Genomic DNA, 23,618 nt, shown 5'->3' on the forward strand with positions numbered 1-23,618 from the left:
GAATAGGTCCGCCCAACGCGCGGCGGTCCTCTGCTGCGCGTGTCTTCGCGTGGTGACTGAAAATTATCGGGTTGGAGCGCTGGATGGCGATGTTCAAACGCAGCACTACGTCTGCGAAAGGTTTTGATTGGGCCGGCCTGGGCTGGATGTTTTTATTCTTCTGGTATTTCTCGGGCATTACCCAACTATTGATCCAACTGACCGGCACCTCCGGTTTCAGTGGTTTCCGCCAGGCATTCTTCATGAGCGCCCTGTGGTTGGCGCCGATGCTGTTGTTCCCGCGGCGTGCGCGCCTGGTGGCCGGCTTGATTGGCGTGGTGCTGTGGGCCTGCTCCATGGCCAGCCTGGGTTATTTCTTCATCTACCAGCAGGAATTCTCCCAAAGCGTCATCTTCATCATGTTCGAGTCGAACATCTCTGAAGCCGGCGAATATGCCACCCAATACTTTGCCTGGTGGATCGTGCTGGCGTTCATTGCCCACACTGCCATGTCGGTTTTCCTGTGGACGCGCGTGCGCCCGGTGTACCTGCCACGTGGCCAGGCCATATTGGCGGCCACCGCCATCGTGATTGCCATCGTCGGTTACCCGCTGGTCAAGCAGATCGCCAAGAGCGAGACCATGGAGCTGGCCATCGACCGCTTCGAAACCCGGATCGAGCCGGCGGTGCCGTGGCAGATGATCGTTGCCTACCGCCGCTACACCGAACAGCTGGACAACATGCAAGGCATGCTGACCAGCGCCAGCAAGATCGCGCCCCTGACCAACCTCAAGGACAGCATGGCCGGCCAGCCGTCGACCCTGGTGCTGGTGATCGGCGAGTCCACCAACCGCCAGCGCATGAGCCTGTACGGCTACCCGCGCAACACCACGCCAGAGCTGGACAAGCTGCGCGACCAACTGGCGGTGTTCGATAACGTCATCACCCCGCGCCCGTACACCATCGAAGCGCTGCAACAGGTGCTGACCTTCGCCGACGAAGAAAACCCGGACCTGTACCTCAAGACTCCGTCCATCGTCAGCGTGATGAAGCAAGCCGGCTACAAGACCTTCTGGATCACCAACCAGCAGACCATGACCAAGCGCAACACCATGCTCACGACCTTTTCCGAACAGGCCGACGAGCAGGTGTACCTCAACAACAACCGCAACCAGAACGCCCGCCAATACGACGGCGACGTGCTGGAACCGTTTGCCAAGGCGATGTCCGACACCGCCGAGCGCAAATTCATCGTGGTGCACCTGCTGGGCACCCACATGAGCTACCAGTACCGCTACCCGCCGACCTTCGACAAGTTCACCGACCGCCAGGGTGTGCCTGCCGGGGTCAGCGACGACCAGTTGCCAACCTATAACAGCTATGACAACGCGGTGCTGTACAACGACTTCGTGGTGTCGAGCCTGATCAAGGATTACGCCAAGACCGACCCCAACGGCTTCCTGCTGTACCTCTCAGACCACGGTGAAGACGTGTTCGACTCGGCCGGCCACAATACCCTGGGCCGCAACGAAGCCAAGCCGACCGCGCCGATGTACACCATCCCGTTCATGGCCTACGCATCGCCCAAGTGGCGTGAAAGCCATGACTGGAGTTTTGCCGGCAACTTGCAGCGGCCCTACATCAGCTCGCAGTTGATCCATACCTGGGCCGACATGGCGGGCTTGAGCTTCGATGAACTGGACCATAGCAAGAGCCTGGTCAGCGACAGCTTCAAGCCTCGGCCACTGCTGATTGGTGACCCGTATGGCCGCCAGCAAAAACCCCTGATCGACTTCAGCCTGCTCAAGCCGAAGAAAACCGACGCGGCTGACGTGGTCGCCAAGTAACGCCCGCGCACCGACGGCTTCAGCGTGCAATGCGCTGAAGCCGGCAACATACAGATAAGAATTACTCTCATCAAAAGCCTAAAGTACGCAATTCCCCGCCGTCTTTAAATCGCATGCTCAATTTAAAGACAACAAGGAATTCGCTGCGATGCTAGCGCCCATTACCCGCTCCATAACCTTGACCCTGGGGCTTTTCAGCGCCGGCATGAGCCCGGACTTGCTGGCTGACGAGCCTTATCAGGAAACCGAAGAAACCGCCGAGGCGCTGGAGTTGGCCAGTACCCGCATCACGGCGGCCCATCTCGGCTCCGACACCGAAGGCACCGGCGCCTACACCACCGGCGCCATGAGCACCGCGACACGCTTGAACCTCTCGATCAAGGAAACCCCGCAGTCTGTCTCGGTCATCACCCGCCAGCAGATGGATGACTTCAAGCTCGGCACCTTGAGCGAAGTGATGAACCAGACCACCGGCGTGGTGGTACAGCGAAATGATTCCGAACGCTTCAACTTTTATTCGCGCGGCTACGCCATCCAGAATTTCCAGATCGATGGAATGCTCAACACCTTTACCGGGCTGAAGTCCGACTCCGACACCATCATCTATGACCGCATCGAAGTGGTACGCGGCGCTACGGGCTTGACCACCGGTGCCGGCGACCCCTCGGGCACCATCAACATGGTACGCAAACGCCCTGCCGCCGAATGGGCAGCCAAAGTCGGCACCAGTGCCGGCAGCTACGACAACTACTACAGCTACGTCGATGTGGGCGGGCCCCTGGCCTTCGACGGGCGCCTGCGTGGCCGCACAGTAGTGGCGTACCGCGACAGTCAATCCTTTCGCGACCGTTATGCCCTTGAGCGAAAGGTAGGCTACGGCATTCTCGAAGCCGACCTGAGCGACAGCACCGTACTGGCGGTCGGTTATGACTACCAGGACAAACAGGTCCAGGGCGCAACCTGGGGCAGCGTGCCGTATTGGAACGCGTCAGGTGGCAAGGCCAACTTGCCACGCTCCAACAACATCACCACGCCCTGGAGCAACTGGCCACTCACCGACCGCACCACCTTCGCTACCCTGGACCACACACTGGCCAATGATTGGCGCTTCAAGGCCGCCTACACCCACCGGGAAAGCGAAACAGACGGCAAGGTCTATTACGGCGGCAACGGTTACCCGAACGCCGACCGCAGTGGCATCAGCGCCTACAGCAGCCATTTCGCTGGCAAAGATAAAATGGATGCGGTGGACTTCAACGTCGCGGGCTCCTATTCGTTATTAGGACGCGAGCATGAGGCCATGGTCGGCTACGGCCAGGCGCGTCACCGCGACTCCTCGCCCTACATTATTGGCGACAGGCCCGATAACTACCTGAACATTCCAGACTGGAAAGACACCGGAGGCATCCCCGAGTTTGCCGATGAAACCACCGGCATGGATTCGAGCACCGGCAGCACCTATCAAAAAGCCGGTTACCTGGCTACGCGCCTGAGCCTGAGCGACGACTGGCATGCGGTACTGGGCAGCCGCTACGGCTCCTGGAAGTCCAGCAGCACCCAATATGCCTACGACGAGGACCGGCAACTCAAGAGCATCCGCAACAGTCGCCAGACCCAAAGTGACGTCTGGACGCCCTATGCCGGGTTGCTCTACGACATCAATCAGGATTTCACCGCCTACGTGAGCTACACCGACATCTTCAAACCGCAAACGCAAAAGGATGTCAGCGACAAATACCTCGAACCGATTGTGGGCAAGAGCTATGAACTGGGCCTCAAGGGCAGCCTGTTGAACGATCGGCTGACCCTTTCGGGCGCGGTGTTCCGCACGATTCAAGACAACGTGGCCGAGCTCGATGACTCGGTTCCTCTGGGGCCAAACGGCGAGGAGTATTACACGTCCGGCGGCAAGGGTAACAAGGTGCAGGGCTTCGAAATGGAAGCTGCAGGCGAAGTGATGCCTGGCTGGAACGTAACCGCCGGTTATACCTACACCCACTCCGTGAATGGCGAAAAAGAGCGCAACAACACCACCCAACCCCTCAACCTGCTGCGCACCTCCACCACGTATCGCCTGCCCGGCGACTGGCGCGCGCTGACGGTAGGTGGCGGTGTGAATTGGCAGAGCGACATCTATCGCTATGCCCGCCGCCCGGTGGGCCGTAACGCGGATGGCAGCTTCATAACCCAGAGCACGGCAATCCGCCAGCAGGCCTATGCCCTGGTCAACCTCATGTCGCGTTATGAGTTCGACAAGCACCTGTCTGCCTCATTAAACGTAAACAACTTGTTTGATACGAAATATTACAACAACGTCGGCTTTTACAACGGCGTTTATTGGGGAGACCCGCGCACCGTAACGCTGGCACTGGACTGGCAGCTTTAAGCGCTACCCAGCTGAACCCGAAGTTAACAAAATCGTTAACTTTCGGTCAGCCCCAGGTTAACCCTTACTTAATACCATGGGCCCACAGTCTCCCCATCCCGCCGCTGACCACAACGCGCGGACCCAATACACTTAATGAGACACTGCCATGAAAATTTCGACTGTTATCCTTGCCGGCCTGATGACCATGACCTCAGTTGCAGCCTTTGCCGAGGGCGGTTCAGAGCGTTCGAAGGAGTTCTACAACAACTTCACTTTCGTCCAGGAACAAACCCACGGCGCAGCCCAGCAAACGGCGCTGGCGGATGGCAAGACGGTAAAACCTGCCACAGCCGAACAAACTACCGAACTGCAGCAACCCAACAGCTGATTGTTATCCGTAACACCCTGCGCTATTGCGCTCTGATAGCTAAGGCCAACTTGGCGCCACTTGCTGGCGCCTTTTTTTTGCCTTCGATTAAATAAACATTAATTAAAGCGACTTACTCCAAAACAACATCCGACCCTGTTCCGGATCAAATACCGTGTCGTCAAAACCAAACTTGCGATACGCCGACTGCGCCACGCCATTGCCTTCGAGTACCTCAAGGGTGATCTTGCAGCAGCCGCGCTGGCGAGCGATTTCCTCGACCTTTTGCAGCATCTTCTGGCTCAGTCCCAGGCCCCGAAATTTATCCATCACCACCACATCATGGACGTTGACCAGCGGCCGGCAGGCAAAGGTCGAAAACCCCTCGAAGCAGTTCACCAGCCCGGCCGGCGTACCGCCGACAAACGCCAGCACACTGAAGGCATGGGCACGCTTGGCCAACTCTGCCGGCAGTTGTTGCAAACGATCGGCCGGCAAGCTGTGGCCACCGCCCATTGGGTCTGCGGCGTAATGATTGAGCAAAAGGCCAATGGCCTCGGCGTGTACCGGGTTGGTGTAGCTGGCTTGCAGCACCAGGATGTCTGCGGTGTCCATTTCCTTCCTCGTTAACGGTGCGACAGGGACTTGGTCCCCATAAAAGGGCTCGATTGTAAGCATGGAGTGGGCGTCAGATGAAGGAGATTAAGTACATTTAGCCGCGTGAAAGCGCGCCAGCCCCACCGAATCTGGCCAACTGCATCTCCTGTAAGCGGCTCAGGGCGCGGCGGAAGGGAAATTCCAGGTAACCCTCGGTGTAGAGGCTTTCCAGTGGAACGCTGGCCTGGATATACAACGGCACTTTGCGGTCGTAGCACTCGTCTACCAGGGCAATGAAACGCCGGACGCTGTCGTCATGCACCGACAACTCCGGCAGCTCACGGTCACCGGCGTCCACCCGCAGGGCCGCGTCTTCGGTGCCCCGGGCGATGCGGCCCGGGCGCTTTTGCGCACTGAGGCTCGGCACCTCGTCCAGCAAAATCGCCTTGAAGCGATCACACAGCAGCATGAAGTCCATGGCGGCCAGCGGCTGTTCGCACAGGTCGGCATAACGGCACCACAGCACGGTTTCACTGGACTGCAGCGCCACGATAGAGCGATAGCCTACCGCGACCGGGGCGCTGCTCACGGCCTGTCCTTTGCTCAACTGGCGAAACACCTCGGCCAGCGCCTCGGGTTGATCGACCCAATAACGCTGCAGCGCGGTTCCCGGGTGGAGCCGATGATCTTCCCCGCCGTCAACGGCCACCACACGCATATGGCGCTTGATAGCCTCAATGCCCGGCAGGAAGCGATCCCGGTTGAAACCGTCGGCATAGAGTTGGTCGGGCGGCTGATTGGACGTGCAGACCATCACCACGCCTTCCTCGAACATCACTTGGAACAACCGGCCAAGGATAATGGCGTCACCGATGTCATTGACGAACAACTCGTCAAAACACAGCACCCGCACTTCCTGGCTCAGTTCACGGGCCAAGGCCTGCAACGGGTCATGAGTACCGGTCAGCTGGAACGAACGCTGGTGCACCCACCCCATGAAGTGATGGAAATGCTGGCGCCGCGCGGGCACGCGCAAGCTCTGGTAGAACTGGTCCATCAGCCAGGTCTTGCCGCGCCCGACCGGGCCCCACAGGTACACGCCAGTGACCGCCCCATGCCCCTGATGCAGGGCCTGGTGGCAGTCTTGCAGGGCTTGCACCGCCTCGCGCTGGGCGTCGTCGGGGACAAAACCCTGGTCGGTGATGGCGTGCTGGTAGGCGGCGAGTGGCGAGTCGAAAGTCATGCCGCCAGTATGCCATGACGCCTACAGGGAAATATCCAATCGGGAAATCTTGCCCTGCTCATTGAGGCGGAAGGTGTAGCGCAACTCCAGCGGGCTGCCGGGGAAGCTGCCGGTGACCAGGTTGCTGACCAGCACCTTGCCGGTTCGGTGCTGCACGTTGAGCACCTGCACCCTGGGCTGATAACGACGCCCGGTGTCTTCCATCCAGCGAGCGATGGCGGCGGTGCCGATCCGGTGTTCGCCTTCGTCGAACACGTTGGCATCCTCGGCAAAACAGTCGACCACCAGCGAGGTGTCGCCAGCATTGGCGGCGGCAATGTACGCGGCAATCGCCGGGGCCAGTTCGGGGGTGGGTTGGGACATGGTGACAGCTCCTTGTTGGTGATTTATGGAGCCATGCTAATGCAGCGTCGTGTCAGTTCTTGTCAGGAGTGAACGGCCCGGATTCGTTCTGTTCCATCAGCTTGCGCCAGGCCCGCAACCAGTCGCTGCGACGCCCCGGATAACGCTCGCCTTGCAGGGTGGCGGTAGCTACACGATCAGTGCGGAAGGTGCGATAGGCCCCGCGCAATTCGCACCACGCGACAATTACCCGCACCTCGTTGAGAAAGCCCAGGGCCAGGGGCCAGACCAGCCGTTGGCTGGCGGCCTGGCTGGCGTCGGCGTAATCGATATGCAGTTTGGCCTGGCCGCGAATGGCCTCGCGAAACACGTTCAACGGCACGCGGTTTTCCGGGTAGCCGAACCCTCGCGGGCCGGGCAGCAAAGTGGGATTGCGCAACGCTTCCTGTGCGGCCGGGTCCAGTACATCAGCAATTTTTGCCAGCGCATTGGCCGCTGCGCGGCTCAACACTTCATCGCCACGCTGATCGACATACCGCAACCCCAGCACGATCGCTTCGGTCTCGTCGGCATTGAGCATCAGCGGCGGCAGGAACAGCCCCGCCCGTAACACGTAGCCCACGCCTGCCTCGCCATAGATCGGCGCGCCCAAGGCGGTCAATTCTGCTATATCGCGGTACAGCGTGCGCTCGGAAATCTCCAGTTCCACCGCCAGCACGGCGGCGGTCACCGGGCGTTTTTTGCCCCGCAGGACTTGCAACAAGGTCAGCAGACGGCTGGTACGCGACACGTTGATCACGCTCGGAAAAAGAAAGGTGGCGCAGCTTAACAGAGGCCCCTGTCAGAAAGTGTCAGGAGCCGGAGCCCTTCCCTGCACGCACCAAAAAGCCGCTTGACGAAAAATATTACTCGCATCATATTAAATAGATGTCGCAAGACATTTATATGAATCACAGCCTCAGGAGTTCTCTTATGCGTAATAAAGTCTTTGGCCGTCGTAGCGGCCTGCAGGTTTCAGAGCTGGCCCTGGGCACCGCCAATTTCGGCACAGGCTGGGGCCACGGTGCCGAGCGGGAAGAGTCTAAACGCATTTACGACGGTTACCTGGAGGCCGGCGGCAACTTCCTCGATACCGCCAACGGCTACCAGTTCGGCCAGTCGGAAGTACTACTCGGCGAGTTCATTGCATCGGAGCGCGATCGCCTGGTGATCGCCACCAAGTACACCTTGCGCACCCAGCCTCAGGACGAAGGCACGATCAAGCTTGGCAACAATCGCAAGAACATGGTGCGCGCCGTCGAGGAAAGCCTCAAACGCCTGAACACCGACCACATCGACCTGTTCTGGGCGCATATCAGCGACAACGTCACGCCGATGGAAGAAATCCTGCGCGGCTTTGATGACTTGGTGCGTGCGGGCAAGATCCATTACGCCGGCTTGTCGAACTTCCCGGCCTGGCGCATTTCCCGTGCCGACCTGCTCGCCGAAGTGCGTGGCTTTGCGCCACTGGTTGCGATCCAGACCGAATACAGCCTGGCCGAGCGCACCGCCGACCGTGAGCTGCTGCCCATGGCCGAAGCGCTGGGCCTGGCCGCCACGTTATGGTCACCGCTGGGTGGTGGCTTTCTCACTGGCAAGTACCGCACGAGCCAGGACGATAGCCGCGCCAGCAAACTGGGGATTCTGGTTCACGCCGAAAAAAGTGCACGGGAAACGGCGGTGCTCGACACCCTGCTGGCGGTTGCCGGCGAGCTGAATGCCACCCCGACGCACATCGCCATCGCCTGGCTGCGGGAAAAAGCCCGTCGCTCGACCACCGCGCTGATCCCGATTCTGGGACCGCGTACCCGCGAACAACTGGATGGCACCTTGGGTGCACTGAACGTGCAACTCTCGGCCGAGCAAGTAGCCCGCCTGGACGCTGCCAGCGCAATACCGCTGGGCGTACCCCACGAGATGATCGCCGAGCGCTTCCCGCGGTACACCGGCGATGACGCCCAAGAGCTGCGCTGGCCGCCGGTTATTTAAGACCATCTGTGGTGAAGGGGCTTGCCTCTGGTGAGGGGCTTGTCTGTGGTGAAGGGCTTGTCTGTGGTGAGGGGGCTTGTCCCCCGTTGGGCTGCGTAGCGGCCCCAAAATCCTGGGAACGCTGCGCACTCCAGCGGGGGACAAGCCCCCTCACCACAGGCAAGCTCCCTTACCACAGACAAGCTCCCTTACCACAGGCAAGCTCCCTCACCACAGGCAAGCTCCCTCACCACAGGCAAGCTCCCTCACCACAGGCAAGCTCCCTTACCACAGGCAAGCTCCCTTACCACAGGCAAGCTCCCTTACCACAGGCAAGCTCCCTTACCACAGGCAAGCTCCCTCACCACAGGCAAGCTCCCTCACCACAGGCAAGCTCCCTCACCACAGGCAAGCTCCCTCACCACAGGCAAGCCCCCTCACCAGAGGCAAGCTCCCTCACCACAGGCAAGCTCCCTCACCACAGGACGGTGTTTGGCCTTGAGTAAACAATCGCCTCAGTTATGCGAGGCTCTTGCTCACCACTTCAAACACATCACTGGACAGCTCGCCCGAAGCGCGAATCCGCTCCAGCTCACCTTTCATCAGCGCCTGGCGCGCGCTGTCATACTTGCGCCAGCGAGTCAGCGGCGCCAACTGCCGGGAAGCAATCTGCGGGTTGAAGCCATTCAGCTGGATCACCAAATCCGCCAGGAACCGATAGCCCGAACCATCTGCCGCGTGGAAGTTGATCAGGTTCTGCCCGGCAAACGCCCCCACCAATGCACGCACCTTGTTCGGGTTCTTGATGTTGAATGCCGGGTGCTGCATCAACGCCTTGACCCGCTCCAGCCCGCCCGGCAAGCCACTGCCCGCCTGCACGCTGAACCATTGGTCCATGACCAGCGGGTTGTCCTTGAAGTTCTCGGCAAACACCGCTAGGGCCTTGGCTTTCTCTTCATCGAACGGCGAATTGACCAACACCGCCAGGGCCGTCAGGCGCTCGGTCATGTTGTCGCACGCGTCAAACTGCTCAAGCGTGGCCGCCAGCACTTCGGGCTTGCCGCTGAGCATCAGGTACGACAAGGCGATGTTCTGCAAGGCGCGACGGGCAAAGTGTTCCGCCTCGGCCACGTACGGGGTTTTCTTCGACAGGTCGCGATTGGCCTGGTACCGCAGCCACAAGCCTTCGAACAATTGGTCGGCCAGTTGCGTGCGGGCGAACTCGCGGGCCGCGTGGATGGCGTCGACGTCCGCCACTTCACTGATTTCAGTCAGGTAGGCTTCACTCGGCAGCGAGAGCATTTCGGCAACCATCGCCTGGTCCAGGCTCTGGTCGCTGAGCACGCTGCGTAGTGCGGTGATCAGGCGTTGGTCCAATGCCAGTGCCTTGCCTTGCTGGTGTTGGCCGATCAGCTCCTGCAACACCTGCACCGACAGTTGCTGGCCAGCGTCCCAACGGTTGAAACCATCGCTGTCGTGCTGCATCAGGAACATCAACTGGTCGCGGTTGTACGGGAAGCTCAACTTCACCGGCGCCGAGAAGCCGCGCAGCAGCGAAGGCAGCGGGTGTTCGGTGATGTCGACAAAGGTGAAGGTCTGTTCGGCCTCGGTCACCGAGAGCACCCGGGACGTGGCGCCAGCAGTAGCCTCACCGGCGAGGCGCAAGGCAATACCCGCACCCTTCCCGTCCAGCAGGCCCAGCTCGACCGGAATCACGAACGGCAGTTTTTCAACTTTGTCCGGGGTTTGCGGGCAGCTTTGACGGAAGGTCAGGCTGTAGGTTTTTGCCGCGGCGTCGTAGGACTCGCTCACCGCCAGGCGTGGCGTGCCGGCTTGGCTGTACCAGCGCTTGAACTGGGTCAGGTCAGCACCGTTGGCATCTTCCATGGCCTTGATAAAGTCGTCGCAGGTCACGGCCTGGCCATCGTGGCGTTCGAAGTACAGGTCGCTGCCTTTACGGAAGCCTTCGGCGCCGAGCAAGGTTTGGATCATGCGGACGACTTCCGAGCCCTTTTCGTACACGGTCAGGGTGTAGAAGTTGGAAATTTCGATAAAGCCGTCCGGGCGCACGGCGTGGGCCATCGGGCCGGCATCTTCGGCGAACTGGTGGGTGCGCAGGTAGGCCACGTCCTGGATACGCTTGACCGTCGCCGAGTTCATGTCGGCCGAAAATTGCGAGTCACGGAACACCGTGAAGCCTTCCTTCAGCGACAGCTGGAACCAGTCGCGGCAGGTCACGCGGTTGCCCGACCAGTTGTGGAAGTATTCGTGGGCAACGATCGCCTCGACCCGCTGGTGAGCGGCGTCGGTGGCGGTTTCGGCGCGGGCCAGCACGGCGCTGGAGTTGAAAATATTGAGGCCCTTGTTCTCCATGGCGCCCATGTTGAAGTCGTTGACCGCCACGATCATGAAAATATCGAGGTCGTACTCACGGCCATAGGCTTCTTCGTCCCAGCGCATCGACTTCTTCAGGCTGTTCATGGCGTGCTGGCACTTGTCGATGTTTTCCGGCTCGACATAGATGCGCAGCGCCACGGTACGCTCGGTCATGGTGATGAAGGTGTCTTCGACGCACCACAAATCACCGGCCACCAACGCAAACAGGTAAGCCGGCTTCTTGAACGGGTCCTCCCAGGTCGCCCAGTGCCGGCCGTCTTCGCCAGGGCCGGAGGCAATCGGGTTGCCGTTGGACAGCAGCACCGGATAGCTGTGCTGCTCGGCGATTACCGTGGTGGTGAACACGCTCATCACGTCCGGACGGTCGAGGTAATAGGTGATCTTGCGAAAACCCTCGGCCTCGCACTGGGTGCAGAACATGCCGCTGGATTTGTACAGGCCTTCCAGCGCGGTGTTGGTTTCCGGGTGGATCTTCACCGTGGTGTCCAGGGTGAAGGTCGCACTGGTGGGGTGCACGGTCAGGTGGCTGTCGCTCAACTGGTAGTCGGTATCGGTCAGCTCCTGGTCGGCCAGGTTCACCGACACCAGCTCCAACTGCTGCCCATCCAGCACCAGCGGCGGCAAGCCGGCGCCGCGCTCGGGGTTGCGGCGCATCACCAGCTGCGCGTGGACCAGGCTGTGGTCCTCGAACAACTCGAAGGTCAGGTGCGTCTCGTCGATCAGGTAGTCCGGCGCCTGATAGTCCTTCAGGTAAATCATCTTCGGCTGTTCGGTGCGCATGTCTGTCGTCCTTCTACTGATGCACGGCGAGCTGGTAGGCCGTGTATTTACGAATGTTGATCACGCCGGTGTCGAAGATCAGGTATTGGCCCTTGATCCCCATCAGCGTGCCTTCGGCAATCGGGTTCTTGTCCAGGTTGAAGCTGACGATCTTGGTCGGATACTGCTCGATCGGGTAGCGGATTTCGATCGGTTCGATGTCGGTCACCGGTTGGATGGCCTGTAGGCCAAAGCGTTCCTGCAAACCGAGCAAACCGTCGGCACAACTGGCGAACAGTTCATCGCGTACCTGCGCAAGGTTGACGGCCTGGGCATCGCCCTTGAGCAGCGCGCGCCAGTTGGTCTTGTCGGCCACCTGGCTGCGGAACAGGTCTTCGACAAAGCCCGACTGCTGGCGCGTGGCAACCCGCATGATCGGCAGCGCCTGGCTGGCGCCCTGGTCCAGCCAGCGGGTTGGCAACTGACTGGCGCGGGTAATGCCGACCTTGATCCCCGTCGAGTTTGCCAGGTAGACCACATGATCGGTCATGCAGAATGTTTCACCCCAGGCCGGATCGCGGCAGGTGCCGGCGTCGTAATGGCAGCGCTCGGGGCTCATGATGCACAAGTCGCACTGGGCGAGTTTAGTCATGCACGGGTAGCAGTAACCCTGGCTGAAACTGGTCTTGGTCTTGCGCCCGCAATGGGTGCAATGGATCGCACCGAGGTATTCCAGGCGTACGGTGGTGCCAATCAACGGGTTGACCGGCACCTCGATGTCGCCGAGGCGAAACGCGTATTGAACGGTCGGCTCACCCAACTGCGCCGACATTTTGCTGACTGCACCACGGCCAATCTCAATCAATGGATGGCATCCGACTTGAACAGGATGTTCGGCACCGGCGCCGACTTCGAGGCGCATTCCTGCGGGCCCATGTAGCCGGTGCGCTGGTCTTCCGGCAGGTTCTGCAGTTCCCAGGCAATCACTGCCTGCAACGACAGTTCACGCTGCTCGGCCGTGAGCTTGCGACCATCGGACCATTTGCCGATTTCCACGGCGAGCTTGAGGCTCTGGTAGATGTCCGGCGTGATGTTTTCGATCATTTCAACAAAAGAGGACATAAGACTCTTCCTTAACTAAATAGGAGACATTTTGCGGCGGCTGTACAAACCACCCAACAAACCGGTCAGGCAACCAATCACCAAGCCACCGACGTGGGCCGCGTTGGCGATTTCGCCGAAGCCGATCATCGAGACCAGGCCCGACAGGCACAGCACCAGCCACACCAGCATCATCACCAACACCCCGCGAGGCAGGCGATACGCCGGGTTCGGCGACAATAATTGATAGATCCAGCAATGCCCGAGCAAGCCATACAGCACACCGGACAACCCGCCAAACAGGCCGGGGCCACCAAAAGAGTATTGCGCGTAGTTCGACACCAGGCTGAACAGCAGCGTCAGGCCCAGCAGGTTGATACTGCCCTGGCGCAGCTCGATGCGCCGGCCCAGTTCCCAGTACCACATGCCGTTCATGGCCAGGTGCAGGATGCCGAAGTGGATCAGCATCGGCGTGACCAGCCGCCACCACTGCCCCGACGCCAGGCTGTCGGCCAACGGCGTGAAATGCAGGTACTCACCCGACACGCTGAACGGCAGGAACGTCAGCCAGCTCATGGCTTGCAGGTTATCCCCCAGCAGCGTCACAGCGCCGACGATGATGCTCAACAGCAGCACCAGCCCGGTCACCGGGCTGTGGCGCAACTGCTGGACAAAACCGGGGCGCTTGGTCGACGTTGCCTGTGCCGGGATATCGAGTTGCTGGTCCGGATCACCGGCAGGGAAGCGTTGGTACAAGACCTTCACGTCTTCGCTGATCGAATCGGGCACCCACAGCACCTGTTCCCCGGACTCTTCGCTGACGCGGTGGGGCACTTGCATGCGCTGCAGCAACTTGACGAAACCACTTAAATCCACCGCCAGCGGCAAACGTAAAACAGCCACGGTACTCATGAAATAACCTCAGGGCGCTCGACATCGACCCAAACAAATTTACGTGGGTCCAGGCGGGTTTCCTGATCCAGCCGGTAAGCCACCAGCTTGCCGTAGAGCACTGCGCTGTAGTCCAGGCAGGCCAGGTTCGGGCGGATCGGCGCCGGTTTGCCGCTGCGCCAGTAGTGGCCGACGAACAGCAACGGCTCGTCGACGCCGTAGCGCAGCAGGGAATTTTTTTCGGTAGACGACAACGGTGTGGCCGCCACCGGTTCCGGCAGCGCATCGGGTTGGAACACGATGTCGCCGTAGGTTTTCGGGTCGTCTTCCCAGAACTTAGTGCGAAAGAAAGACCGCGTCAGGCCGTCGCCGCCGGTCAGGGTCAAGCCATCCGGCAGGCGCATGTCGGTGCCGCGTAGCAGGCGGTCGAAAGCGTTGCTGGCGAAACTACCGGGCACGGCGGCGGCCTGCAGGAAGTGCTGGTCGATGCAGCCATCCGGGAAGTGCGCGCGCAAAGGCTCGATAAAGCCGTTGTCCCAGCAGGCGTGGACCACGCGAAACCGCCCGGCATCGACAAACAACGGCATGTCGTAGAACCAGCCGAGGAAGTCGTGCCAGTCCGCCGGGTGCTGTTCGAACTGGGTCAGGGTCTCGTGGATCAACCGCGCATGCCGTGGCGTGTGCTCGCGCACGAACTGCTTGCCGCTGCCAGGGGTTGCTGGCGTGCTCCAGCCCAGCGCGTTGAACTCATGATTGCCCATGATGCACAGCGCCTGGCCGGCCTCGGTCATGTCATGGACGATATGCAGCGCCTCGCGAATACGCGGGCCACGGTCAATGATATCGCCAAGGAACACGGCCATTCGCGACGGGTGGCGCCAGGTGCCGCCCTGCTTGTGGTAACCCAGTTGGTCGAGCAAGTGCTCAAGGGTATGAGCGCAACCGTGCACGTCACCAATCAGGTCGTAGCTACGCGCGGGATCGAGCATCAGTCGCCTCCACCCCCCAAGCGGCTGCCCCAGCCCAGCTTGGTGCGGCACACTTCGTAGTAGTTGTGATCCAGCGGGTGGATCAACCGCAGCTTCTGCGCCTTTTTGCTCACGGTGATGGTGTCGCCGGGGGCGCAGGTGAAATGGTTTTGCCCGTCACAGGAGACTTGCGGGTAGATCTGCATGTCTTTGGAGACCACGATTTTCAGCTCACTGTTGCCGTCGACCACGATGGGCCTGCTGGACAACATATGGGGGTACATCGGCACGATCACAATGGCATCCAGCTTGGGATGCATGATCGGGCCACCGGCAGACAGCGCATACGCGGTGGAGCCGGTCGGCGTGGCGACGATCAGGCCGTCGGCCTTCTGGCTGCACACGAACTGGCCGTCGATGTACAGCTCGAACTCGATCATCCGCGTCGACTTGCCGGGGTGCAGCACCACGTCGTTGAGGGCGTCGCCCTGGCCGATGGCTTCGCCGTGGCGGCGCACTTCAGCTTGCAGCAGGAAGCGGTTTTCTACCAGGTAGTGGCCGTCCAGCACCTTGGCCACTTCCACTTCCAGCTCGTCGGGACGAATATCGGTGAGGAACCCCAGGCTCCCGCGGTTGATCCCCAACACCGGCACGTTATGCCGCGCCAGCGCCCGGGCGGCGCCCAACAGGCTGCCATCGCCGCCCACCACGATGACCATGTCGCAGACTTCACCGAGCATCTTGCGCGACGAGGTTTGCAGGCCGTGGCCCGGGAGTATTTCAGCGATGGTGTCTTCGAGGATCACATGCAGGTGGCGCTCGAGCAGAAACTTTTTCAGCCGGCGGACGGTGTCCAGCACCTGGGTACTGCCCAGGCGACCGATAATGCCGATATTGCGAAATTGCTCCATGGGGCTCCTGCGGGGTTCGGGTTCTGGCAAAAAAGAACGATTATGGGCGAAAGCCGGCGTTACACAAAATCCTTTGTCGCCGCAAACCCCAGACGACAACGGTTCTCAGCCACCTTGCCGGCCGTAAAAGGCTATGCTCGGACCATGACTCTGTTCCCTGATCTACAGCACCTGCCCCGCCAACTGCGTCACCCTGAGGTGCGCGACCTCGCGTGGGTGATGCTCGCCCCGCCGATGCTCGCACAAACGCCATGGCCGCAGCGCCACCCGCTGACCGGCAGCGACTGGGTGCAGGCCCCGCATTTGCTGGAACACTGGCTGCGCCAACTGGACCACGACAGCAGCACCTTGCTGCACTGGTTGAGCCAGGCGCGCACCCGTCGGCTGGGGCTGTACTACGAACGGCTGTGGCAGTTTGCGGTGCAGCACGCGCCGGGCGTGGAGCTGCTGGCGGCCAACCTGCCGATCCGCCAGGCCGGGCATACCTTGGGCGAGCTGGACATGCTGCTGCGTGACCGCGACGGCGTGCACCATCTGGAACTGGCGATCAAACTGTATCTCGGACCGCAGGACGGCGATGGCCGGGACGCCGCGCAATGGCTGGGCCCTGGCTGCCATGACCGGCTGGACCGCAAGCTGGCCCATCTGGCCCAGCATCAACTGCCGATTTCCGCCCGGCCGGAAAGCCGCGAGGTCCTGGCCGCGCTGGATATCCAAGAGTTTGATGCCCATCTGTGGCTGGGCGGCTATCTGCTCTACCCATGGCCCGGCATGGCGCAGGCGCCGATGGGCGCGCATCCCCAGCACTTGAATGGGCGCTGGCTGCATCAGCGCGATTGGTCGCGGTTTATCGAACAAAGCCCGGCTGGACGCTGGCAACCTCTGCCCCGCCACGCATGGCTGGCGCCGGCGCACTACCCGGCGGACGACGCCTGGGACGCGACCCGTATGCAGGATTGGCTGACCGCGTTGGACCCAATGGCGCCCGCGCAATTGCTGGTGCGCCTGGTGGAAAACCACGAGGGTGAATGGGAAGAGGCCGAGCGGTTGTTCCTGGTGGCGGATCTTTGGCCGAATGTGGCGGGTAACGGCTGATTGCACAGGTGACACGCGCACCTATCATCGCGATTGAAAGGTCGTCTTGACTCATACACGTCACTCTGGCATCGAGCGTCTGATTGGGTATTTTTCCGGACGGGGCATCACCCGCATGGCCTCTGCTGCAAGATTCTGGGGGACCTTTACCGTAATGCTGACCTGTTCGCCATTCGGTGGTGGTAACAGTGTCCGGTTCTGAGCGCAGCCGCTGAAGCCAAGCATTAACAACAACACACCACTGATGCGGATTAGGTAAGCATTCATATTTGTGCGCCTTCATGATCGGTCCGAATGTTCATGGTTTGACCTTTTCCAATGGCTGAAGCGCTTGAGTGGTGACGGCGTGCCAGCGTACAGATTCAGGCCTGGGTGATCTCGATCATCACGTCAAACTCTCGCTCACGGCAGAAACGCTCAAGCGCCTCAGCGCCACCTTCAAAGGCCTGTGCAGCGGGCTCGATCGTCTACACAGGCGACAGGTTTACCAAAGGCCTCGTAGTGTCCCGACAACACCTCACCACCAAAGGGCCGCAACGGATCACCCACCCGTACCAGCGGCATCATGGCACCAGCTCCTTGGCCTGCTCGACCAAGCCGCCAGTACGCTTCAGATAGTCCAGCATGTTCTGCATGCGCAGGGTTTCTTCTCCCTCGATAATGGCTTGCGTTTGCTGCGCCACCACCTCACCGATCGCAAAGGTCGGTTGCAGGATTTTCTCTGCCCCCGGCAGGAAAGGCTCGACTTTGCCGCTGACGACGTTGATCACCTGGTAACCCACTGACGCAGCGCCCAACGTGCCCGCCATGCCTTTCCAGCCATGACGACGGATGCTGTACACCCCGCCCAGTACCAGCGCGATGCCCACCACACGCCCAGCCACCACCACCGGGGTCATGCGCTTGTTGGTCTCGCCTTCGAAATACACCATGCGGTAACGGAAGTAATCCCCCCACAACTCCCGTGAACTCGTAGTGTCGTGTAAAAACCAGGCACGCGAGTCATGCACCTGGTCATCAAACAGCGCGACCACCGCAGCCTTCTGCGGCGAGTCGCTGACGCGAAATCTATTGAGGTTGCTGCCGACTTCAACAAACAACTCCCTGGCGCGCGCTTCACCCTCGGCCTTGATCTGCTCATACTCCTGTTGCTCGTCGTCATCATTGAGCAGGTACACCGTGTCCCTAAGCGCTACATCCAGCACCCAGCCTTGCACGCTGCTCTGATCGCGCCGCCAACCCTGGTAGTCGTGTTCGAACTCCACGGCGGCTTCGCGGATCTGCTGCTGGTCCTTTACCGGCTCGTAAGCTGGCGGGCCGGCCGCCCCCAACAGAAGCTGTGCTTCGTTCTCGAGACCACGTGCCTCCTTGCGTTTTCTTTTGGCCTCGGCGATCTCGGCGTCACGTATAGCCTTTTGGGTTTTCTCCAGCGAAGCATTGGTTTGCGTGGCTTCGCCGAAGAAGGGTTGATTGACATAACTGCCACGGGCCAGGCGCTCGATGCGCCATCCGGTGAGCCAGGCCAATTGCGCGGCCATGGCGTCTTCGAGCGGATGACCGAGGCGCAAAGCTTCGGTGTTCGACGGGGTTTGTGAGGGGCTTTCTTCGGCCAGGCCCAAGGTGCTGCGCCAGGCGTTGAAGCGGTCGATGAGTACCCCATTAAGGGCAAATTCGTAGTCGGTCTCTGTCGACATGTTGCGCGCCGGTTGAATCTGCCGCAGTTTATCCGGCAGCACTTCCTCAGGGACCGTCAACGGTGCGCCGGCCGCAAACGCCTCCGCATACAGATCATGCAGCACGATCTGCGACAGCAACTCGCCCGAGCCACCCCGGGCCTTGCCCTGATCCCCCGGTGGGTAACCGCCGCCCACATCCGAGTGCACGCCGGGGTAGATCACCTCCCGGGCGTAAGGGGGATAAAGACCGTCGGCGTAACGGATCGAGTCCAGTGGGAAACACAAGCGCTGTTCGTGGGCGGCAACAAAATGCCGGCAGACCTTGATCCACTCGGGGAATTTCTTGACATCGGGCAACTGCTGCGTGCCATCGGCCCAGTCCATATGCCCGTCAGCAAAGGGCGCGGCATGGGCGCTGCCCACCGAAGCCACGGTGTCCAGCAGGCCAAGAAACTCAATGGTCAACGGCATCCCGAGCAGTGCCTGCTCAGGGTGTTCGGCTCCTTCCGGGGTATCGAACAGTTCGCTCAACCAGGTAATGAAGGTACGGGCCTCCGCTGCGCCACGGGAAAAACCATAGACGAACAGCTTGATCGCGAGCAATTTTGGTTGCGCGGTTGCGACCTTGACCCGCAAGGGCTCCAGCAGCGAGGCCATGGCTTGGCGTCGGCTGTTTTTACCCAACGCCGTCAGTGGCCAAGTGGTAGCCATTGTTTTGAGCTTGGCCTGAGCGACCGACAGATCCAACCCCTGTTTGTTGTTCAGAGCGAAGGACATCGCATCTGCGATTCGCAACAACCCCCAATTGATCCTATCCTCGCCTCGATTGGCGAAGGCCAAACCGAACGTGCTGAAGTCCAGCTCACCGATTTCGGGGAAGGGAGTACCTACACCGGGGATGTAATAACGAAAATAGCCGCCTTCCGGCTGCTCCAGGCTGGCGTGGTAGAGCCGGGCGATATTGGTCGGATGGGGCGGTGTGGCCTTACGGGTGTCGTAGGGTTCGTTGTTGTTAGTACCGTCAAAGAACAGGCTGATATGCAAGCTACGGGCACAGGTGGAAGCACCTCGCAAACCGCGCTGGGCATTCAACTCCTGGCGATACTTCTGCGTCTCGGCCATTTGCAGGTCGTAATTATCGCTTACCTTCTGTGGATCACTGGGCAGACGCCCCGCCTTTGGAAATAAGGCCGGCACATAAACCGATTCGCTGCTCTTCACTTCGGACATACGGCTAACTCCTTCATTTCCAACGGTTCCTTGATTGGGCTATTGGGTGAGGGGTAACGCCAGCAGGACGTGGATACCTTGACTTGATTACAGGGCAAAAAATGCACTTCCAACGCACACAGCCTGTCTTCATAAGGGGGGAGTTCCACTATGGCGATATGCTGTTGGTAGTTCGCTTTATGTTTGGCGTAGGCCTCTTCATCAGGGCCGTACCCGGATGGTTTACGCTTGAGCCTCGCATAAGGATTAGGATCAGTTTCCCACTCTACTTTAAACTTCAGGCCTGGCTGCCATTGCCTTGGCAACATCGCACAGCACATCCCACCACCATAGCCATGTGGAGATATATTGGGACCACCATAACCATTCACGGAAAAATAATTAATGGCTGCCGACGTATGATTAACCCCGTTCAAATCCCCTCCCAAAAACTTTGACTCTCCCAGCGAGCATCCGGCAAGTAACACAAGCAAACAACCGCCCAGCCATTGGCACACAGCACTGCCATTTAAATAGCTCATCCTTTACTCCTTATTCGGTCTGACCTTATGGGCACCGTAGGTCGTAACGTCGCAAAACAAGCTGGGATGCAGCCTGCGCGGGCATTCAACCTCTGGCGATACTGCTCCGTCTCGTCCATTTTCAGGTCGTAATTATCGCTAACCATCTGTGGATCAGTAGGCAGGCGTCCTGCCTTCGGAAACAAAGCCGGCACATAAACCGATTCGCTGTTTTTCACTTCGGACATACGGCTGGCTCCTTCATTTCCAATGGCTCCTTGATTGGGCTATTGGGTGAGGGGTAACGCCAGCAGGACGTGGATACCTTGACTTGATTACAGGGCAAAAAGTGTACTTCCAACGCACACAGCCTCTCCTCATATGGTGGCAGATCCACTATTACGCTGTGCTGTTGGTAATTAGTTTTATGTATGGCATACGCGGCTCGGTACGCATCGGTTCCTAAAGCGGGTAAACGCGCATTAGAATTCGGATCAGTTTCCCACTCCACTTTAAGCTTCAAGCCAGGCTGCCACTGCCTTGGCAACATCGCGCAGCACATCCCACCACCATAGCCATGTGGAGATATATTGGGACCACCATAACCATTCACGGAAAAATAATTAATGGCTGCCGACGTATGGTTAACCCCGTTCAAATTACCCCCCAAAAACTTTGACTCTCCCAGCGAGCATCCGGCAAGTAACACAAGCAAACAGCCGCCCAGCCATTGGCACACAGCACTGCCATTTAAATAACTCATCCTTTACTCCTTATTCGGTCTGACCTTATGGGCACCGTAGCTCGTAACGTCGCAAAACATGCTGGAATGCAGACTGCGCAGGCATTCAACTTCTGGCGATACTTCACCGTCCGGGCCATTTGCAGGTCGTAATTATCGCTAACCGTCTGTGGATCACTGGGCAGACGCCCCGCCTTTTGAAATAAGGCCGGCACATAAAGCGATTCGTGGCTCTTCACTTCGGACATACGGCTGGCTCCTTCATTTTCAAAGGCTCTTTAATTGGATATCCAGGCTGACCATAAGCCATACATGCGGTGGCGACCTTAATCTGATTACACGGTAAAAAATGAACCTTTAATGAACACAGCGTTTCTGTCTCATAAGCTGGGAGATCCACTATGGCGCTGTGCTGTTGATAATTGGCTTTATGTATGGCATACGCCGCTCGGTACGCATCGGTTCCTAAAGCGGGTAAACGCGCACTAGGGTTCGGATCAGTTTCCCACTCCACTTTAAGCTTCAAGCCTGGTTGCCACTGCCTTGGCAACATCGCACAGCACATCCCACCACGAGAGCCATATGGAGATATATTGGGACCACCATGGCCATTCACGAAAAAATAATTAATCGCCGCCGACGTATGATTAACCCCACCCAAATTACCCCCCAAAAACTTTGACTCTCCCAGCGAGCACCCGGCAAGTAACACAAGCAAACAACCGCCCAGCCATTGGCACACCGTGCTGCCGTTTAAATAACTCATCCGTTATTCCTTATTTGCGCTCACGTACGCCACAAACACCTGCGACACTCAGTCAGGCAATATCCACGCTGCTCAAATGCAGCGTTGCGTATACCTTCAAATCGCCGAAGTAATTTTCCTGACTCGCCTGAAGCACTGCGCGATAGCAACAAACAAAACATTGCTCATGGGAAAGGTCCGGAAACTTCGCCCTGGCGACGTCTAACAAACTTTGCGCATCACTGATGCTGCCCAGCCGGTCAAATTGAGCGTCATCGAAGTTGATCGCAGGCAAGGTTTCAGCCAAGGTCTGGTTCGACCGATAGGTGCCAGGCTGCCAAACAGGCTGCTGGTCCCGGTCCAGCCAACTCCAGAACAGGGTTACGCACTGAAATTGCTCTTTCTGTTCAGGGCTCAATACACTGGCCAACAACTCAGGCATTACACGGGGGTCGTAGAAGCGCAACAATCCAGACTGGCCTCCCCACTCAAGCTGCGAGAGCGCCTGAAGGGACTTGGCCAGAACATCAAACGGCATAGGTGAGATCAACAGCATCAGGCGCGGCAGATGCCCAACCTCTCCAACCAGCTCTTCCAGCCAGGCTCTGTGTCGCCAGTCGGCGAGGTTGATTCGCATCAGAATGGGCGCCTGCGTCAGCAGTGCTTCTTCTGGTGTTGCGCTGAACAAGGAAACCCAGGACAGGCCTGGTTCCATCAGGCGAAGGGTCGGCAGTATGGATATATCCCAGGCTGCTTGATCAACCAAGACATCGACATGCTTCACGTTCGCGGAGTCGCACAGGCTTTCTATCTGCTTGATCCAGTGTGTGTAGTGTTCTTGCATTTTCTACCCTCAGCCGGCGGTGCGCATGACTGCGCCCGACGCTTGCGTTTGAGCAATTTTCAGACACTCTTTGCACACCGACTGCGGTAACTCGGGCATCGGAAAACTCTGGCTGGCCGTGGTTTCCCACACGTGCTGCCCCTTGAGATTGATTTTGCCGGGCGTGTGGATGTCAATGGCCCCGGCCGGGGTGATGCGGATGTAACCGCCGCCACACGCCAGGGTGATGCCGTTTTTGGCCGTTAGTTGTAGATGGCCCTGTACCGACTGCGCGGTGATGTCTTGCTGGGCAATCAGATTCAACATGTCGCCGTGGGATTCGATTTCCAGCGGCCCCTTACCGGATACCAGGCGCATGCCTTCCTGCTGGGCCAGCAGGGAAATGGCCTGGTTAGCGTGGAGGGACAGGCGCCGGGCGGCGGCCAGGTTGATCTCGTCGTTGCTTTGCACGTACAGCGCCTCGCTGCTTTTAAGCAGCAGGCTGGCCGGTGTCACCGCGACAATGCCCTTGGGGGCGCTGAACAGGATGGCGGAAGCGTTCAGGTCTTTGGCACTGTCCTGAAGCCACTGCAAACCGTCAATCGCGGGCTGGTGGCTATGGTGCGCTTGAGCGATTTCCCGCCAGTCGGCAATTTGCTGTTTCGCACCCTGAACCTGACTGGAAGCCGGTTCCATGGTCAGTACATTGCCACAGGCCTTAGTCTGCTCATCAGCACTGATAAACAGTCCCTTCCCGCCCCGGATCGCTCCCCATCCGTCAGTGCGCAGCTCAAACCCTTCCCCGCGTTTTTCGCGCTTGGCATCCACCAAATGCCCAAGATTCAACTGGCTCTTGCCACTGTGCTCAGTACTGAGCTTGACGTGCTCCTGCCCCCGCGTGTCGTCCATGCGCAATTTGTTGTTGGACGGTGTGCGCAGCACGTTGCGTTTGTAGTTGCGCAAGGTCACGTGATCCACGTGTTCGCTGTCGTGCAAGGCATGGGCGATGTAGGGCCGGTCCGGGTCGCCT

The 23,618-nt window shown here is 59.4% G+C and carries 24 protein-coding genes and 1 pseudogene; 5 read left to right on the top strand and 20 right to left on the bottom strand.

What is annotated here, in order from left to right:
* Window positions 1-83 precede the first annotated feature (83 nt).
* The 3 genes from ACZRN6_RS09655 (at window position 84) to ACZRN6_RS09665 (ending at window position 4,582) form a co-directional block, all read left to right on the top strand.
* On the top strand, window positions 84-1,826 hold the full coding sequence (locus tag ACZRN6_RS09655) for a phosphoethanolamine transferase CptA (RefSeq protein WP_464007824.1): 1,743 nt from the start codon (window positions 84-86) through the stop codon (window positions 1,824-1,826).
* A gap of 148 nt (window positions 1,827-1,974) precedes the next feature.
* Complete coding sequence (locus ACZRN6_RS09660) at window positions 1,975-4,212, top strand: TonB-dependent siderophore receptor (protein WP_464007825.1); 2,238 nt, start codon at window positions 1,975-1,977, stop codon at window positions 4,210-4,212.
* Between the two features lie 148 nt (window positions 4,213-4,360).
* A complete protein-coding gene (locus ACZRN6_RS09665; protein WP_322145588.1) occupies window positions 4,361-4,582 on the top strand; it encodes a hypothetical protein in 222 nt (73 codons plus the stop codon).
* A 102-nt stretch (window positions 4,583-4,684) separates the two neighbouring features.
* Here the strand turns inward: ACZRN6_RS09665 and ACZRN6_RS09670 are convergent, their stop codons facing one another.
* The 4 genes from ACZRN6_RS09670 to ACZRN6_RS09685 all read right to left on the bottom strand — a co-directional run bounded on the left by ACZRN6_RS09670 (window position 4,685) and on the right by ACZRN6_RS09685 (window position 7,533).
* Window positions 4,685-5,176 (bottom strand): GNAT family N-acetyltransferase, encoded by a 492-nt coding sequence (locus ACZRN6_RS09670; protein ID WP_322145589.1) that lies wholly within the window; start codon window positions 5,174-5,176, stop codon window positions 4,685-4,687.
* 97 nt (window positions 5,177-5,273) lie between these two features.
* Window positions 5,274-6,401: a cell division protein ZapE gene (zapE, locus tag ACZRN6_RS09675; protein ID WP_464007826.1), complete on the bottom strand. Its 1,128-nt coding sequence runs from the start codon at window positions 6,399-6,401 to the stop codon at window positions 5,274-5,276.
* A gap of 21 nt (window positions 6,402-6,422) precedes the next feature.
* Window positions 6,423-6,764, bottom strand: a complete 342-nt coding sequence (locus ACZRN6_RS09680) for a nuclear transport factor 2 family protein (RefSeq protein WP_322145591.1) — start codon at window positions 6,762-6,764, stop codon at window positions 6,423-6,425.
* Between the two features lie 52 nt (window positions 6,765-6,816).
* Window positions 6,817-7,533: a helix-turn-helix transcriptional regulator gene (locus ACZRN6_RS09685; RefSeq protein ID WP_464007827.1), complete on the bottom strand. Its 717-nt coding sequence runs from the start codon at window positions 7,531-7,533 to the stop codon at window positions 6,817-6,819.
* A 182-nt stretch (window positions 7,534-7,715) separates the two neighbouring features.
* On the opposite strand from ACZRN6_RS09685, the gene ACZRN6_RS09690 reads away from it, so the two are divergent.
* A complete protein-coding gene (locus ACZRN6_RS09690; protein WP_322145593.1) occupies window positions 7,716-8,771 on the top strand; it encodes an aldo/keto reductase in 1,056 nt (351 codons plus the stop codon).
* A 498-nt stretch (window positions 8,772-9,269) separates the two neighbouring features.
* On the opposite strand, the gene pepN is transcribed toward ACZRN6_RS09690, so the two are convergent.
* From pepN to ACZRN6_RS09720, 6 genes are read right to left on the bottom strand one after another with little or no spacing between them, the layout of a single operon-like run.
* Window positions 9,270-11,927: an aminopeptidase N gene (pepN, locus tag ACZRN6_RS09695; RefSeq protein ID WP_464007828.1), complete on the bottom strand. Its 2,658-nt coding sequence runs from the start codon at window positions 11,925-11,927 to the stop codon at window positions 9,270-9,272.
* A 13-nt stretch (window positions 11,928-11,940) separates the two neighbouring features.
* Window positions 11,941-12,771 (bottom strand): DUF2797 domain-containing protein, encoded by an 831-nt coding sequence (locus tag ACZRN6_RS09700; RefSeq protein ID WP_464007844.1) that lies wholly within the window; start codon window positions 12,769-12,771, stop codon window positions 11,941-11,943.
* The gene (locus tag ACZRN6_RS09705; RefSeq protein WP_322145595.1) at window positions 12,768-13,028 is read right to left on the bottom strand and encodes a YeaC family protein; all 261 of its coding nucleotides are present in this window, start codon (window positions 13,026-13,028) and stop codon (window positions 12,768-12,770) included. The genes ACZRN6_RS09700 and ACZRN6_RS09705 overlap by 4 nt, the downstream gene beginning before the upstream one ends.
* 15 nt (window positions 13,029-13,043) lie before the next feature.
* On the bottom strand, window positions 13,044-13,919 hold the full coding sequence (locus tag ACZRN6_RS09710; RefSeq protein ID WP_322145596.1) for a rhomboid family intramembrane serine protease: 876 nt from the start codon (window positions 13,917-13,919) through the stop codon (window positions 13,044-13,046).
* Window positions 13,916-14,890 (bottom strand): metallophosphoesterase, encoded by a 975-nt coding sequence (locus ACZRN6_RS09715; RefSeq protein ID WP_322148703.1) that lies wholly within the window; start codon window positions 14,888-14,890, stop codon window positions 13,916-13,918. Before ACZRN6_RS09715 ends, ACZRN6_RS09710 begins: the two co-directional genes overlap by 4 nt.
* Complete coding sequence (locus tag ACZRN6_RS09720) at window positions 14,887-15,777, bottom strand: NAD(+) kinase (protein WP_003217892.1); 891 nt, start codon at window positions 15,775-15,777, stop codon at window positions 14,887-14,889. The genes ACZRN6_RS09715 and ACZRN6_RS09720 overlap by 4 nt, the downstream gene beginning before the upstream one ends.
* 144 nt (window positions 15,778-15,921) lie before the next feature.
* Between ACZRN6_RS09720 and ACZRN6_RS09725 the strand changes: the two genes are divergently transcribed.
* Entirely contained in the window at window positions 15,922-16,872 is a 951-nt protein-coding gene (locus tag ACZRN6_RS09725) for a DUF1853 family protein (RefSeq protein WP_464007829.1), read from the top strand.
* A 60-nt stretch (window positions 16,873-16,932) separates the two neighbouring features.
* Here ACZRN6_RS09725 and ACZRN6_RS09730 read toward each other — a convergent pair whose 3' ends face one another.
* The 10 genes and pseudogenes from ACZRN6_RS09730 to ACZRN6_RS09775 form a co-directional block, all read right to left on the bottom strand.
* A complete protein-coding gene (locus ACZRN6_RS09730; protein ID WP_464007830.1) occupies window positions 16,933-17,139 on the bottom strand; it encodes a hypothetical protein in 207 nt (68 codons plus the stop codon).
* A gap of 183 nt (window positions 17,140-17,322) precedes the next feature.
* Window positions 17,323-17,439 (bottom strand): annotated as a pseudogene (locus ACZRN6_RS09735) (PAAR domain-containing protein); the annotation flags it as partial.
* On the bottom strand, window positions 17,436-19,778 hold the full coding sequence (locus tag ACZRN6_RS09740) for a T6SS phospholipase effector Tle1-like catalytic domain-containing protein (protein WP_464007831.1): 2,343 nt from the start codon (window positions 19,776-19,778) through the stop codon (window positions 17,436-17,438). The gene ACZRN6_RS09740 and the pseudogene ACZRN6_RS09735, both read right to left, overlap by 4 nt.
* Window positions 19,766-20,299, bottom strand: a complete 534-nt coding sequence (locus ACZRN6_RS09745; RefSeq protein ID WP_464007832.1) for a DUF3304 domain-containing protein — start codon at window positions 20,297-20,299, stop codon at window positions 19,766-19,768. Before ACZRN6_RS09745 ends, ACZRN6_RS09740 begins: the two co-directional genes overlap by 13 nt.
* The gene (locus tag ACZRN6_RS09750) at window positions 20,296-20,526 is read right to left on the bottom strand and encodes a hypothetical protein (RefSeq protein ID WP_464007833.1); all 231 of its coding nucleotides are present in this window, start codon (window positions 20,524-20,526) and stop codon (window positions 20,296-20,298) included. The genes ACZRN6_RS09745 and ACZRN6_RS09750 overlap by 4 nt, the downstream gene beginning before the upstream one ends.
* Complete coding sequence (locus tag ACZRN6_RS09755) at window positions 20,514-21,041, bottom strand: DUF3304 domain-containing protein (RefSeq protein WP_464007834.1); 528 nt, start codon at window positions 21,039-21,041, stop codon at window positions 20,514-20,516. Before ACZRN6_RS09755 ends, ACZRN6_RS09750 begins: the two co-directional genes overlap by 13 nt.
* Window positions 21,038-21,268 (bottom strand): hypothetical protein, encoded by a 231-nt coding sequence (locus ACZRN6_RS09760; protein ID WP_464007835.1) that lies wholly within the window; start codon window positions 21,266-21,268, stop codon window positions 21,038-21,040. Before ACZRN6_RS09760 ends, ACZRN6_RS09755 begins: the two co-directional genes overlap by 4 nt.
* Entirely contained in the window at window positions 21,256-21,786 is a 531-nt protein-coding gene (locus ACZRN6_RS09765; RefSeq protein ID WP_464007836.1) for a DUF3304 domain-containing protein, read from the bottom strand. The genes ACZRN6_RS09760 and ACZRN6_RS09765 overlap by 13 nt, the downstream gene beginning before the upstream one ends.
* A gap of 52 nt (window positions 21,787-21,838) precedes the next feature.
* Window positions 21,839-22,609, bottom strand: a complete 771-nt coding sequence (locus ACZRN6_RS09770; RefSeq protein ID WP_464007837.1) for a DUF4123 domain-containing protein — start codon at window positions 22,607-22,609, stop codon at window positions 21,839-21,841.
* A 9-nt stretch (window positions 22,610-22,618) separates the two neighbouring features.
* Window positions 22,619-23,618: DUF2345 domain-containing protein (locus tag ACZRN6_RS09775; RefSeq protein WP_464007838.1), on the bottom strand; the 1,000-nt coding region annotated here is incomplete at its 5' end.

The sequence above is a fragment of the Pseudomonas sp. A125 genome, from assembly GCF_055409485.1.

Bases quoted from the DNA above. Each gene is read 5' to 3' on its own strand.
- zapE (WP_464007826.1), bottom strand. From the start codon at position 6,401: ATGACTTTCGACTCGCCACTCGCCGCCTACCAGCACGCCATCACCGAC.
- ACZRN6_RS09755 (WP_464007834.1), bottom strand. From the start codon at position 21,041: ATGAGTTATTTAAATGGCAGTGCTGTGTGCCAATGGCTGGGCGGCTGT.
- ACZRN6_RS09670 (WP_322145589.1), bottom strand. From the start codon at position 5,176: ATGGACACCGCAGACATCCTGGTGCTGCAAGCCAGCTACACCAACCCG.
- ACZRN6_RS09655 (WP_464007824.1), top strand. From the start codon at position 84: ATGGCGATGTTCAAACGCAGCACTACGTCTGCGAAAGGTTTTGATTGG.
- pepN (WP_464007828.1), bottom strand. From the start codon at position 11,927: ATGCGCACCGAACAGCCGAAGATGATTTACCTGAAGGACTATCAGGCG.
- ACZRN6_RS09725 (WP_464007829.1), top strand. From the start codon at position 15,922: ATGACTCTGTTCCCTGATCTACAGCACCTGCCCCGCCAACTGCGTCAC.
- ACZRN6_RS09745 (WP_464007832.1), bottom strand. From the start codon at position 20,299: ATGAGCTATTTAAATGGCAGTGCTGTGTGCCAATGGCTGGGCGGTTGT.
- ACZRN6_RS09730 (WP_464007830.1), bottom strand. From the start codon at position 17,139: ATGAATGCTTACCTAATCCGCATCAGTGGTGTGTTGTTGTTAATGCTT.
- ACZRN6_RS09665 (WP_322145588.1), top strand. From the start codon at position 4,361: ATGAAAATTTCGACTGTTATCCTTGCCGGCCTGATGACCATGACCTCA.
- ACZRN6_RS09750 (WP_464007833.1), bottom strand. From the start codon at position 20,526: ATGTCCGAAGTGAAAAACAGCGAATCGGTTTATGTGCCGGCTTTGTTT.
- ACZRN6_RS09690 (WP_322145593.1), top strand. From the start codon at position 7,716: ATGCGTAATAAAGTCTTTGGCCGTCGTAGCGGCCTGCAGGTTTCAGAG.
- ACZRN6_RS09740 (WP_464007831.1), bottom strand. From the start codon at position 19,778: ATGTCCGAAGTGAAGAGCAGCGAATCGGTTTATGTGCCGGCCTTATTT.
- ACZRN6_RS09760 (WP_464007835.1), bottom strand. From the start codon at position 21,268: ATGTCCGAAGTGAAGAGCCACGAATCGCTTTATGTGCCGGCCTTATTT.
- ACZRN6_RS09680 (WP_322145591.1), bottom strand. From the start codon at position 6,764: ATGTCCCAACCCACCCCCGAACTGGCCCCGGCGATTGCCGCGTACATT.
- ACZRN6_RS09705 (WP_322145595.1), bottom strand. From the start codon at position 13,028: ATGTCCTCTTTTGTTGAAATGATCGAAAACATCACGCCGGACATCTAC.
- ACZRN6_RS09770 (WP_464007837.1), bottom strand. From the start codon at position 22,609: ATGCAAGAACACTACACACACTGGATCAAGCAGATAGAAAGCCTGTGC.
- ACZRN6_RS09720 (WP_003217892.1), bottom strand. From the start codon at position 15,777: ATGGAGCAATTTCGCAATATCGGCATTATCGGTCGCCTGGGCAGTACC.
- ACZRN6_RS09710 (WP_322145596.1), bottom strand. From the start codon at position 13,919: ATGAGTACCGTGGCTGTTTTACGTTTGCCGCTGGCGGTGGATTTAAGT.
- ACZRN6_RS09660 (WP_464007825.1), top strand. From the start codon at position 1,975: ATGCTAGCGCCCATTACCCGCTCCATAACCTTGACCCTGGGGCTTTTC.
- ACZRN6_RS09765 (WP_464007836.1), bottom strand. From the start codon at position 21,786: ATGAGTTATTTAAACGGCAGCACGGTGTGCCAATGGCTGGGCGGTTGT.